9 protein-coding genes are annotated in these 12,203 nt (G+C 67.5%); 5 read left to right on the top strand and 4 right to left on the bottom strand.

Features of this window, described 5'->3' with window-relative positions:
* Positions 1-5: 5 nt before the first annotated feature.
* The gene (locus ACVN9Z_RS10555; RefSeq protein WP_370445607.1) at positions 6-1,922 is read right to left on the bottom strand and encodes a PrkA family serine protein kinase; all 1,917 of its coding nucleotides are present in this window, start codon (positions 1,920-1,922) and stop codon (positions 6-8) included.
* An 874-nt stretch (positions 1,923-2,796) separates the two neighbouring features.
* On the opposite strand from ACVN9Z_RS10555, the gene ACVN9Z_RS10550 reads away from it, so the two are divergent.
* Both ACVN9Z_RS10550 and ACVN9Z_RS10545 read left to right on the top strand, forming a co-directional pair.
* A complete protein-coding gene (locus ACVN9Z_RS10550; RefSeq protein ID WP_458213376.1) occupies positions 2,797-3,993 on the top strand; it encodes a DUF3142 domain-containing protein in 1,197 nt (398 codons plus the stop codon).
* The gene (locus ACVN9Z_RS10545) at positions 3,980-6,436 is read left to right on the top strand and encodes a hypothetical protein (protein WP_458213375.1); all 2,457 of its coding nucleotides are present in this window, start codon (positions 3,980-3,982) and stop codon (positions 6,434-6,436) included. Before ACVN9Z_RS10550 ends, ACVN9Z_RS10545 begins: the two co-directional genes overlap by 14 nt.
* Here the strand turns inward: ACVN9Z_RS10545 and ribD are convergent.
* Positions 6,433-7,554 (bottom strand): bifunctional diaminohydroxyphosphoribosylaminopyrimidine deaminase/5-amino-6-(5-phosphoribosylamino)uracil reductase RibD, encoded by a 1,122-nt coding sequence (gene ribD, locus ACVN9Z_RS10540; RefSeq protein ID WP_458213511.1) that lies wholly within the window; start codon positions 7,552-7,554, stop codon positions 6,433-6,435. The two genes, ACVN9Z_RS10545 and ribD, sit on opposite strands and share 4 nt — an antisense overlap.
* A gap of 240 nt (positions 7,555-7,794) precedes the next feature.
* On the opposite strand from ribD, the gene ACVN9Z_RS10535 reads away from it, so the two are divergent.
* The gene (locus ACVN9Z_RS10535; protein WP_458213374.1) at positions 7,795-8,364 is read left to right on the top strand and encodes a cysteine hydrolase family protein; all 570 of its coding nucleotides are present in this window, start codon (positions 7,795-7,797) and stop codon (positions 8,362-8,364) included.
* Positions 8,365-8,376: 12 nt separating this feature from the next.
* Positions 8,377-9,336, top strand: a complete 960-nt coding sequence (locus ACVN9Z_RS10530; RefSeq protein WP_024067703.1) for a GlxA family transcriptional regulator — start codon at positions 8,377-8,379, stop codon at positions 9,334-9,336.
* Positions 9,337-9,383: 47 nt separating this feature from the next.
* On the opposite strand, the gene nrdR is transcribed toward ACVN9Z_RS10530, so the two are convergent.
* Positions 9,384-9,863, bottom strand: a complete 480-nt coding sequence (gene nrdR, locus ACVN9Z_RS10525) for a transcriptional regulator NrdR (RefSeq protein WP_006388651.1) — start codon at positions 9,861-9,863, stop codon at positions 9,384-9,386.
* A 206-nt stretch (positions 9,864-10,069) separates the two neighbouring features.
* Positions 10,070-11,320 (bottom strand): serine hydroxymethyltransferase, encoded by a 1,251-nt coding sequence (gene glyA, locus ACVN9Z_RS10520; protein ID WP_006388650.1) that lies wholly within the window; start codon positions 11,318-11,320, stop codon positions 10,070-10,072.
* A gap of 205 nt (positions 11,321-11,525) precedes the next feature.
* Between glyA and ACVN9Z_RS10515 the strand changes: the two genes are divergently transcribed.
* Positions 11,526-12,164, top strand: coding sequence for a LysE family translocator (locus tag ACVN9Z_RS10515; protein WP_054514724.1), 639 nt, complete (start codon positions 11,526-11,528; stop codon positions 12,162-12,164).
* Positions 12,165-12,203 lie beyond the last annotated feature (39 nt).

Here is a 12,203-nt window from a genome sequence, read left to right as displayed (position 1 = left end):
CTCGCTCAGGAAGACTTCCTCACACGGAGATACCACTCGCACAGCAGCCTGACCTGCTTTTCCGTGTAGCCCTTCTCCACCATCCGGTCGACGAAGCTCTGGTGCTTGGTCTTGTCCTCGGCCGACGCCTTGGCGTTGAACGAGATCACCGGCAGCAGGTCTTCCGTGTTCGAGAACATCTTCTTCTCGATCACTTCGCGCAGCTTTTCATAGCTGGTCCAGGTCGGGTTGCGGCCGTTGTTGTTGGCGCGCGCCCGCAGCACGAAGTTCACGATCTCGTTGCGGAAGTCCTTCGGATTGGCGATGCCGGCCGGCTTCTCGATCTTCTCCAGTTCGTCGTTCAGGGCGCTGCGGTCGAAGCTCTCGCCGGTTTCCGGGTCGCGGAATTCCTCGTCCTGGATCCAGCAGTCGGCGAACGTGACGTAGCGATCGAAGATGTTCTGCCCATACTCCGAGTACGACTCGAGGTACGCCGTCTGGATCTCCTTGCCGATGAACTCGGCATAGCGCGGCGCCAGGAAGCCCTTGATGAACTCCAGGTAGCGCCGGCGGATTTCCTCCGGATAGTCCTCGCGCCCGATGCGTTGTTCGAGCACGTACATCAGGTGCACCGGATTGGCCGCCACCTCGGTCTGGTCGTAGTTGAAGACGCTGGACAGGATCTTGTACGCGAAGCGCGTCGAGACCCCGTTCATGCCTTCGTCGGTGCCGGCGTAGTCCTTGTACTCCTGCAGCGCCTTGGCCTTCGGGTCGACGTCCTTCAGGCTTTCGCCGTCATAGACGCGCAGCTTCGAGTAGATGCTGGAATTCTCCGGCTCCTTCAGCCGCGTCAGCACCGAGAACTGCGCCATCATGTCCAGCGTCCCCGGCGCGCATGGCGCCGTCGACAGCGAGCTGTGATGCAGCAGCTTTTCGTAGATGCGGACTTCTTCCGACACCTGCAGGCAGTAAGGCACCTTGACGATATAGATACGGTCGAGGAACGCCTCGTTGTGCTTGTTGTTGCGGAAGGTCTGCCACTCCGATTCGTTCGAGTGCGCCAGGATGCAACCGTTGAACGGGATCGCCGAGAAACCCTCGGTGCCCTTGAAGTTGCCTTCCTGCGTCGCCGTCAAGAGCGGATGCAGCATCTTGATCGGCGCCTTGAACATTTCCACGAACTCGAGCAGGCCCTGGTTGGCCAGGCACAAGCCGCCGGAATAGCTGTAGGCGTCCGGGTCGTCCTGCGAATGGCGGTCGAGCTTGCGGATGTCGACCTTGCCGACCAGCGACGAGATGTCCTGGTTGTTCTCGTCACCCGGCTCGGTCTTGGCGATCGCCACCTGGCGCAGCACCGACGGGTTCAGGCGCACCACGCGGAATTGCGAGATGTCGCCGTCGAACTCCTTCAGGCGCTTGACCGCCCACGGCGACATGATGCCCGTGAGATAGCGGCGCGGAATGCCGTATTCCTTTTCGAGCGTGTCGCCGAAGCGTTCCGGATGGAACAGGCCGAGCGGCGACTCGTTCACCGGCGAGCCCTTGAGCGCGTAGATGGGGTGGACTTCCATCAGCACCTTCAGGCGTTCGGCGATGGACGACTTGCCGCCGCCCACCGGCCCGAGCAGATAGAGGATTTGCTTGCGCTCTTCCAGTCCCTGCGCGGCGTGCTTGAAGAACGCCACGATCTGCCCGATGACGTCCTCCATGCCGTAGAACTCCTGGAACGCCGGATAGCGTCGGATGGTCCGGTTGGAAAACAAACGGGAAAGACGTGGGTCGTTGCGCGTATCCACGATTTCAGGTTCGCCAATCGCCGCCAGCATGCGCTCAGCGGGGCTGGCATATGCCATCGGGTCACGCTTGGCGAGGTTCAGATATTCCTCGAGGGAAAGTTCCGACTCCTGCTCTCTTGCATACTGCGACTTGAAGCCTTCGACGATGTTTTGCACGGAAACCTCCTACAACACGCGAAAAAGCCATGACGTCCCTACGTGTCCCCATTGTGTGCCTCAGTGCTTCAGCGTGACTAGGGTCAACGCGCTATAAGCAATTTCGGCACGGTCGTATGTTGCTTTCGCCACACATCAACCAAGAGCACGATCGGGCCCTTTCCGTTTAGGCTGCGCCCTTCGGACACAAGTTCCGTCAGGGATTGCAACCAACGTGAATAAGTTCACTCGTACGCCTTCAGCATATTGCTGTAGAACGGGCGCAGGATGCAGCCACGCATGAAATGGTCAGCAATGATTTGAAGGGATGAGATATCCCGGTGGATTCTTATGATCCGGACAACAGGTCCGGTGCGTTCGCTATGCGATGGCAGCGAACGGTCTGAACGGCGCAAAGCGACTACGTTCAGCAAGTATCGGTCCGGTGTGTGAAAGCGCCGGTACGCGACACTGGAATCCGTGGTGACGAGGGCGCGTGGCGGGTTATGGATCGGGCCATGAGCGCGTAGCGCCAAGTCATGGCCTAGCTTAAGCCCAATTGACGGTTTTGTGGCAATTCATTTGAGGCGTCACGGTAAAAAAATACCAATCGACAACCCTTGGAGCGGCGTCGGGAAATCGCTCTCAAACTTGCTGCGATCACGCCGCAAGCCGCGCGGGCAAACGCTATCGACCCGATCGCGCTGCGCTATCGCGGCATCGATTGGCAGCCAAGACATGAGAGTGCTAATACCCCTGGCGGCGTCAAGGATAGAATCACGCAACCGCCGCAGCCGCCGCGCGCCGCTTTTTCAAACACCGTCCGCACATCATGTTGCCACGCCCGCGCCCTGTCCCGGACCGGCCGCGCATCGCCCGCGCGTCAATGCGCTGTTGGCGTCTGGCGGTTCTGTGCGGACTGCTGCTGCTGGCAGCCTGCGAACGCAGCGCCCCTCCCTTGCCCAACGATGCCTACGTCTGGCAGCGGCGCTGGACGCCCGCGCTGAACCACGCACTGGCTGACAGCGCCGACATGCTGCGCGCGTGGCGCGTGCTGGCGGCCGAACTGCGCGCCGACGGCGCCTGGTTCGAGGCAACGCCCGACCTGGCCGCGCTGGCGGCAACCGGGCGTCCCGTCGTGCTGGTGCTGCGGCTCGACGGTCGCGTCGGCGCCCTGAGCGAGGCCGACATCGACGCGCGCGCGGCCGCCTTGCTCTCGGCCTGGCGCGGCGCCGGCATCACGCTGGCCGGCCTGGAGATCGACTACGACTGCCCCACGGCGCGATTACCGGCCTACAGCGCGCTGCTGGCCAAGCTCAAGGCCCGCCTGCCGCAGGACTTGCGGCTGTCCATCACCGCCCTGCCCACCTGGCTGGAAAGCGCCGCGCTGACCGAATTGCTGGCGGTGCCGGACGAAACCGTGCTGCAGGTCCACGCCGTATTGAATCCGGCGCAAGGGTCGCTGTTCGACGCCAGGCGCGCGCGCGCCTGGCTCGCTGCCTACGCCGACCGCACCGCAAAGCCCTGGCGGGCGGCGCTGCCAGCCTACGGCAGCCGCGTCGCGTGGGACGAACAAGGCCAGATCGTCGCCGTCGAAAGCGAACGGCCTGCGTTGATACCGGGCGGCCGTTCGGCGGAACTGCTGGTCGCGCCCGACACCATCGCGGCCTTTGTCGCCACGCTCGACCGCGATCGGCCGGCCGGGCTGGCGGGCATCGCCTGGTTCCGCCTGCCGACCCAGGCGGACACGCGCGCCTGGAGCCTGCCGACCTGGCGCGCGGTGCTGGCGCGCCACCCCCTGACGCCGGCGCTCGCGGTCGCGGCCGCTGCGCCAGGGCCGGGCGGGGCGCGCGACGTGTTGCTGTCCAACCGTGGCAACACCGATGCGCCGCTGCCCTTCATCGTCAGGCTGGACGCCCGCTGCCGCGCCGCCGACGGCATCAACGGCTATACCCTTGAATATGATCGGCAGGGCGGGTATCTTCGGCGCGCGCGGGATGGCCTGCTGCGCGCCGGCGCCGAACGCGCCATAGGATGGATCCGCTGTGACGCCGCAACCCCGAGCTTCCATGTACAACCGTAAATCGCTGATCGCCGCCTTGCTGCTGGCCGGCGCGGGCATCGTCATTGCCTGCGGTCCCGACTTCCCGCCACAGCTGCTGGACGACCGCGCCGGCACGCTGCAGGGCACGCCCGCCAATTCGTTCGCCTACGAGGCGATGCGCCTGGTCCCCGCCACGGACTCGCTGCGCGCCAATGAATCACCACTGCTACCGGACGGCAGCTACCGCTCCGACGCCATCCCGGAAGCCTACGACCCCGCGCTCACCCCGGCACAGCTCGACCAGCTGCGGTTGATGCGCACCCGTCCGGACGGCGAGCAGGCGTACGCCGCGGGCGCCGGCCTGCCTGAAGCGGTCCGCCTCTATGCCGCGGCCGCGGTCGACTACCACACAGCGCCGCAGGCCCCGCACGAGCAGCGCTGGGAACGGGCGCGCCAGCGCCTGCGGGCAATCCTGGCGCTGCCCGCCGAGCAGGCGGCGACGCGCAGCGTCTGGGCCGCCTACATGCTGGCCGAAACCGGGAACCCGGGCACGGCGGCGCAGGACTATGCGCGCGTGCGCGAGATGGCGCTGCAAGGCGCGCCCGATCCGCTCGGCCTGGCCGTTGCCAGCTACGGCCAGCAGGCGCGGCTGTCGCTGACCGGCAGCCTGGGACAATGCGCGTATGAAGACGTGGTCAATGCAACGCCCTGCCTGGACGCCATCGCCCCGGCCAACCTGCATCAGGCGGTGCGCCTGTACGCCGCCCAGGCCGCCCGCGACTCGATCAGCGGGCGCGAATCGCTGCGCCTGATCGCCGACTGGGCGCTGGCCTCGGCGGCGCGAGCCGGCCGCCTGATCGACGACCCGGTGGGCCAACGCCTGCTGGTGGCGTATGGCCTGGCCCGTATCGGCGATATCGTCGACGGCAAGCCGGACAGCGCCCGCGACCCGTTCGCCAACTTCGAACAGACCGGCCGCCTGAGCCTGGCCGATGCCGCCGGCGGCGCGCCCAACGTCGCGCCCAACCCGGCGCTGCAATCGCTCGTGGCCGCGTTGCAGACCCAGGACCCGCAACGCATCGCCGATGCCGATCGGGTCGCGGCGCTGGCCTATCGCGTGGGCCGCTACGATCTCGCCCAGACCCTGGCCGGTCGGCTCGACACGGCATTGGCCTGGTGGGTGCGCGCCAAACTGGCCATCCGCCGCGGTGACAACGAACTCGCCGCCCAGGCCTATGCCCGCGCGATCGCGGCATTCCCGCGGGCCGATGGCAGTCTCGAACCTGGATCGGCCTCCCTGCTCAAGGCCGAACAAGGCGTGCTGTCGCTGTCGCGCGGCCAGTACGTGGAAGCGCTGGACCAGCTGTACCGCGCCGCCGCGGGTCGCGACGGCGCCAACCCGGACGATGAAGGCTGGCCCCTGTCGCCCTACTGGAACGACGCCGCCTACGTGGCCGAACGCGTGCTCACGACCGAGGAGCTCAAGGCCTATGTCGACCGCCTGCCGCCGGACGCGCCGGCGCCTGCGCGTCCGGCCGGCTTCAGCCGCTATACGCCCGAACAGTTCTATCAATGGAGCCGCCTGAACCCCCCGCCCGCGCATGACCGCCTGCGCCAGCTGCTGGCGCGGCGCCTGGTGCGCGAGGGCCGCGTGGCCGAGGCCCTGCCCTACTTTCCGGCCGACTCCGATCCGCGCTTTGCCAGCGGGGGCTACGACGACGGCGCATGGAAGATCCAGGAGTCCGACGTGCGCCAGCGCGCCGCCCGGTACGGCGACGCCCTGCGGACGGCGGGCAGCGCCTGGGGCCGCACCGCCCGTGCCCAGGCCTGGTACCAGGCGGCAACACTGGCGCGCCGCGACGGCATCCGCATCATGGGCTATGAACAGGGCCCGGACTACGCCGTCTATGACGGCAACTATTCAGCCGGCGCGGGTCGCGACGCCAACCCGTGGTGGCGCGAAGCCCGCGCCGACGCCGGCATGCCGCTGGATACCCCGTTGCAGCGCGCCGAGGCCGACCTGCCGGGCCCCTATGTGACACAGGAAGAACGCAAGCGCTATGCCGCCAGCGAGGCGCGCCCCAACGTGCGCTACCACTACCGCCAGATCGCCGCCGACTACGCGATGAAGGCGGCCGACGAACTGCCCAGCCGCTCGCAGGCCTTCGCCGCCGTGCTGTGCCGCGGCGCGCGTTACGTCATCGACGACACGCCGGAACGCGCCTCCGCCATCTATCTGCGCTACGTGGACCAGGGCGCCCGGGTGCCCTTCAGCGACACCTTCGGCCGCGAATGCCCTGAACCGGACTTCCAATCGGCCGCGCGCTTTCACTACATCCAGGCATGGAAAGCCTGGGAGCGCGCGCGCCAGCAGCATCCCGGCCTGTTGCTGGCCGGCGGCCTGCTTGCGCTGGCGGCGCTCGGCGCCGCGCTGTGGGCCTGGCGCAGCGCCACCCCGGCGGCCCGCGGCGGCAAGCGCTAGGGCGTCTGAACGGCGGGCAATTCGACCCGCCGCAACAGTCCGCGCCAATGCTCCGGCACCCGGGCGCGCACGCGCAGGTCTGCCGCCACCCGCTGCGCCTCGATGAATTCGTAGCGCGGGGCGGCGTCCAGCCGCTCCAGCGGCGGCAGCCTGACCACGCCGGCGGCGTCGCCCAGCAACATCGGCGCCATATATATCAGCAGTTCGTCGACGCAGCCGGCCGCCACCAGCGCGCCGCTCAAACCGGCGCCGGCCTCGACGTGGACTTCATTGAACTGCTGCGCGGCCAGCCAGCGCATCATCGCCGGCAGGTCCACGCGGTCGGGCTCGGCGGCGGGCATCGACACCACGCGGACGTTCCTGGCTTCCAGCCGCGCCTGCTTGGCGGCGTCGACCCGCGCCGTGAACACGATGACCTCGCCGCCGTCGAACAGGCGCGCGTCCTCGGGAATCTCGAAGCGCCCGTCGACCACCGCCCGGCGCGGCTGGCGCGGCGTCTGCACGCTGCGCACGGTCAGTTGCGGATCGTCCTTGAGCACGGTGCCGATGCCGGTCAGCACCACGCAGCTGCGCGCGCGCCACAGATGCCCGTCGGCGCGCGCCTCGGGGCCGGTGATCCATTGCGACAGGCCGTTATGCAGGGCACTGCGGCCATCCAGCGACGTCGCCATCTTGAGCCAGGTCCACGGCAGCCCGCGGCTCATGCGCGAAATGAAACCGGCGTTCAGGGCCAGCGCCTCTTCGCGGCAGATGCCGGTGGTGACGGCGATACCGGCCTGGCGCAGGCGCGCCAGCCCCTTGCCATTGACCAGCGGGTTGGGATCGCCGATCGCCACCACCACCCGCGCCGGCGCAGCCGCCAGCAAGGCGTCCACGCAGGGCGGCGTGCGGCCGAAATGACTGCACGGCTCCAGCGTGACGTAGACGGTGGCGCCCGCCACCGATTCGCCGCGCGCCTGCGCGTCGCGCAGCGCGCACACTTCGGCATGCGGGCCGCCGGGAGGCTGGGTGGCGCCCTCGCCCAGCACGCGGCCATCGCGCACGATGACGCAGCCCACCCGGGGGTTGGGCGCGGTCGAGTACATGACGGTCTGCGCCAGGGCCAGGGCGCGCCGCATCCAGGACAGGTCGTCGGATTCGCTGGGGTTCTTCATCATGCACGGATTGTATGTCCGCGGCGGATCGCCGGCACGCCGCGCTTGCCGTCCCGCGCCGGCGCGCTATGATCGTTCAAGCGGCCCGGCAGTCATGTCCGTTTTGGGCCGATGCTGGTCTCGGGACGGCCTCGCCCCGCCGCCGGGGCAGGCCCACAATACGCCACGTATCTCTCGAAATCCCAAGGCACGGAGCCCGCCGCCATGAAACAAGCATTGATCGTCATCGACGTCCAGGATTCCTTCCGCCAGCGTCCGTTTTGGGACGAGTCGGAATATCCGGCATTCATCTCGCAACTCCAGGGCCTGATCGACGCCGCCCGTGCCCGCGACATCCCGGTGCTGCAGGTGTTTCACACCAGCGCCGCCAACGATCCAGCCAACCCATTCTCGCTGGCCTCCGGCCATGTCAAGACATTGAAGGAACTGCGCATCGAGCCCGACGCCGTGTTCCACAAGACCGTGCATTCCTCCCTCTACGCCAAGGACGCCGACGGCGCCACGCTGCGGGACTGGCTGCGCAAGCACGGCATCGAGGGCGTCATCGTCAGCGGCATCCGCACCGAACAGTGCTGCGAGACCACCACCCGCCACGCCAGCGACGACGGCTTCAAGGTGGTGTTCCCGACCGACGCCACGCTGACTTTCGCCATGCAAAGTCCGTCGGGCAAGCACTACACGCCCGCCGAGATCCGCGACGCCACCGAACTGGTGCTGCAGGGCCGCTTCGCCCGCATCGCCCGCGCCGCCGACGTCTTCGCCGACGCGCAATAAGGACGCGCCGCCATGATTCCCGTGTACTTCGTGTTGCCGCGGGGAATCGTGCTGCTCGACGTGGCCGGGCCGGCCGAGGCGTTCCGGGTTGCCAACAAGCTGTGCCCGGACGCCTTCGCGCAGCATTTCTGCGGCCCCTCGACCGAAGTGGAAAGCGGCATTCCCGGCCTGCACCTGGCGCGGATCCAGCCCCTGCCCCAGAAGCTGCCGCCCGAGGCGCTGGTGATCGTGTCCGGGGTGGTGGGCAAGCACATCCGCCTGGACGAGCCCGAGGCCCGCGTCATCATCGACTGGCTGGCGGCGCGCCATCCGGTCGACGGCTTCACGCTGATGACCGTCTGCGCCGGCGCCCTGTTCGCCGCCGCGGCCGGCCTGACGCGCCAGCGCGAATGCACCACGCACCACAGCTGCCTGGCGCAATTGGCCGACATGGATCCGTCCGCCCGGCTGCACGACAACCGCATCTTCGTCGAAGACGGCAACCTGGTCAGCAGCGCCGGCATCACCGCCGGCATCGACCTGGCGCTGCACATGGTGTCGCGCCACTGCGGCCCGCGCGTGGCCAGTGAAGTGGCGCGCGACATGGTGGTCTACCAGCGCCGCGCCGGCACCGACTCGGCCCTGTCGCCCTGGCTGGAACACCGCAACCACATGCATCCCGGTGTGCACCGAGTCCAGGACGCGGTGGTGCGCAACCCGGCGGCGCCGTGGTCGGCGCAGTCGCTGGCCGAGCAGGCCCACACCAGTTCGCGCCACCTGACGCGGCTGTTCCGCGAGCACGCCGGCTGCACGCCGATGGACTACCTGTATCAGATACGCGTGGCGCTGGCGCGCGACATGCTGCGTGAAACCCGCTTGAACCTGGAGATGGTGGCGGAGAAATCCGGATTCGGCTCGGCCCAGCACCTGCGCCGCGTGTGGCGCCGATTCCAGCCGCAGACGCCCAGCATGGCGCGGACACCCGCGCTGTAGCGCGCCTTGCGAGTCAATCCGCGACCCTCAGGCGCCGCGCGGCGCCCTCATTCCTTGCGCAGCTTGGCGGGCAGCACCGGCCCCTGCATCTCGCGGATCGCCTCGACGAATTCGCCGATGTCCTCGAAGCTCTTGTACACCGACGCAAAGCGCACGTAGGCCACCTTGTCGAGCTTGCGCAGCTCGTTCATGACCAGTTCGCCGATATGCCCGGAAGCCACTTCGCGCAGCCCGCTGGCCAGGAGTTGTTCCTCGATGCGTGCGACGGCGGCGTCCACGTCCTCGGTGCTGACCGGGCGCTTGCGCAGCGCCAGGCTCAGGCTGGCGCGCAGCTTGGCGGGATCGTAGTCGCTGCGGCTGCCGTTGCGCTTGACCACGGACGGCATCGCCAGCTCCACCCGCTCGTAGGTGGTGAAGCGCTTGTCACAGGACTGGCAGCGGCGCCGGCGACGGATGGCGTCGCCCTCTTCCGAGACACGGCTGTCGACGACCTGCGTTTCGGAGTTGCCGCAAAATGGACACCGCATGTGTGATCCCTGAAAACACGGAAAGCAATAATTCGCCCATATTGTAACGAGGCGACAGTCGATCCGTGGCGACTATGACAAATTCGTCCCTATTATTTTTGCCATGATGACCGCCGGCGCGCAAGCGCCATTGGCCCGAAAACAAAAGGACGGCCCCTTGCGGAGCCGTCCTCGTCATGTGCCGGCGGGAAAGATCCGCCGCCGCATCACTTCTTGCCGTACACCGGCAGGCGCGAGGTCAGCTCATTGACCTTGGCGCGCACGGCGGCGATGTTGGCTTCGTCACGCGGGTTGTCCAGCACGTCGGCGATCAGGTTGGCGGTCAGCTCGGCCTCGGCTTCGGTGAAGCCGCGGGTGGTCATGGCCGGCGTGCCCAGGCGGATGCCGCTGGTCACGAAGGGCTTTTCCGGATCGTTCGGGATGGCGTTCTTGTTGACGGTGATATGAGCCTGGCCCAGCACGGCTTCGGCTTCCTTGCCCGTGATGCCCTTGGCACGCAGGTCCACCAGCATGACGTGGCTTTCGGTGCGGCCCGAAACGATGCGCAGGCCGCGCTTGACCAGCGTGTCGGCCAGCACCTTGGCGTTCTTGACCACTTGTTGCGCGTAGGTCTTGAATTCGGGTTCCAGCGCTTCCTTGAAGGCCACGGCCTTGCCGGCGATGACGTGCATCAGCGGACCGCCCTGGATGCCGGGGAAGATGGCCGAGTTGATGATCTTCTCGTATTCGGCCTTCATCATGATGACGCCGCCGCGCGGGCCGCGCAGCGACTTGTGCGTGGTCGAGGTGACGAAGTCGGCGTGCGGCACCGGGTTGGGGTACGCGCCGCCGGCGACCAGGCCGGCGTAGTGGGCGATGTCGACCATGAACAGCGCGCCGTTGTCGTGGGCGATGCGGGCCATGCGCTCGAAGTCGATGTGCAGGGCGTAGGCCGAGGCGCCGGCGACGATCAGCTTGGGCTTGTGCTCCTTGGCCAGCTGCTCGACCTGGGCGTAGTTCAGGACTTCGTTTTCGTCCAGGCCGTACGAGATGAAGTTGTACAGCTTGCCCGAGGCGTTGACCGACGCGCCGTGCGTCAGGTGGCCGCCTTCGGCCAGGCTCATGCCCAGCACCGTGTCGCCCGGCTTCAGGACGGCCATGTACACGCCCTGGTTGGCCTGCGAACCCGAGTTGGGCTGCACGTTGGCGGCTTCGGCGCCGAAGATCTGCTTCAGGCGGTCGATGGCCAGCTGCTCGACCACGTCGACGTATTCGCAACCGCCGTAGTAGCGCTTGCCCGGGTAGCCTTCGGCGTACTTGTTCGTGAGCTGCGTGCCCTGGGCTTCCATGACGGCCGGGCTGGCGTAGTTCTCCGAAGCGATCAGCTCGATGTGCTGCTCTTGGCGAACGTCTTCCTTCTGGACGGCGGCCCAGACGTCCGGGTCAGCCTTGGAGAGGGTGAGGTTGCGGTCAAACATGACGGGGGGTTCCTGAGGCGGTAAGAGAGGAGAAAACTGCGCCCGGGTGGGTAAACCCGGATAATGACGAATAGTTTACCGCGTACCGCCGCTTTCCCTGTCGCCAAAATGCCCCGAATGGCGGCAAAATTCCCGCCAAGGGCGCGAAATTTCCGCGATCCATCCGTGGCAGGAAAACCCTCTCAATCCGACTTGAGAAACTTTCATGCAAACCCAGACTTTGCTCGCCTACACCCTGGTCGCCGCCGTCAGCGTCGTCACCCCCGGCCCCGCCAGCATCCTGGCCATGCGCAATGGCGCCGCCGGCGGCCTGCGTGCCGTGCTGCCGTCGTCGCTAGGCAATATCACAGGCCTGTTCCTGCTGTCCGGCGCCGCCATGCTGGGCCTGGGCGTGGTGCTGCAATCGTCCGCCCTGCTGTTCGCCATCCTCAAGATCGCCGGCGCCGCCTACCTGATCTACCTGGGCCTGCGCCACCTGCTGGGCCGCAGCAGCGTGGCCGCGCCGCCGCCGGACAGCCAGGGCCGCCCGCCGCGCGGCGCGCTGGCGCTGTACCTGGAGGCCACCCTCGTGGCCGGCCTGAATCCCAAGCCCATCCTGTTCTTCACCGCGCTGTTCCCGCAGTTCCTGAACGCGGCCAATCCGCTGCTGCCGCAGTTCTTCATCCTGACCGGCATCTTCATGGGCCTGTCGCTGCCATCGCTGCTGGCCTACGGCCTGCTGGCGCGCCGCGCCCGCCGCCTGTTCCAGCAGCCACGCGCGCTGCGCTGGATCAACCGGGCAGTGGGCTCGGTATTCGTCGCCTTCGGCGTGGCGCTGCTGCGCCTGAAACGCGCCGGCGCCTGAAGGCGCCGCGCATCCGGCGGATGGCCGGGAAATAAAAAA

The organism is Achromobacter sp. KK8 (genome assembly GCF_054188005.1).
This window is presented reverse-complemented; position numbering and strand designations above follow the sequence as displayed.

What these genes read in the sequence shown, in the direction of transcription:
- ACVN9Z_RS10550 (WP_458213376.1), top strand. Translation starts at nt 2,797, where the DNA reads ATGCGCTGTTGGCGTCTGGCGGTTCTGTGCGGACTGCTGCTGCTGGCA.
- ACVN9Z_RS10545 (WP_458213375.1), top strand. Translation starts at nt 3,980, where the DNA reads ATGTACAACCGTAAATCGCTGATCGCCGCCTTGCTGCTGGCCGGCGCG.
- ribD (WP_458213511.1), bottom strand. Translation starts at nt 7,554, where the DNA reads ATGCGGCGCGCCCTGGCCCTGGCGCAGACCGTCATGTACTCGACCGCG.
- ACVN9Z_RS10535 (WP_458213374.1), top strand. Translation starts at nt 7,795, where the DNA reads ATGAAACAAGCATTGATCGTCATCGACGTCCAGGATTCCTTCCGCCAG.
- ACVN9Z_RS10530 (WP_024067703.1), top strand. Translation starts at nt 8,377, where the DNA reads ATGATTCCCGTGTACTTCGTGTTGCCGCGGGGAATCGTGCTGCTCGAC.
- nrdR (WP_006388651.1), bottom strand. Translation starts at nt 9,863, where the DNA reads ATGCGGTGTCCATTTTGCGGCAACTCCGAAACGCAGGTCGTCGACAGC.
- glyA (WP_006388650.1), bottom strand. Translation starts at nt 11,320, where the DNA reads ATGTTTGACCGCAACCTCACCCTCTCCAAGGCTGACCCGGACGTCTGG.
- ACVN9Z_RS10515 (WP_054514724.1), top strand. Translation starts at nt 11,526, where the DNA reads ATGCAAACCCAGACTTTGCTCGCCTACACCCTGGTCGCCGCCGTCAGC.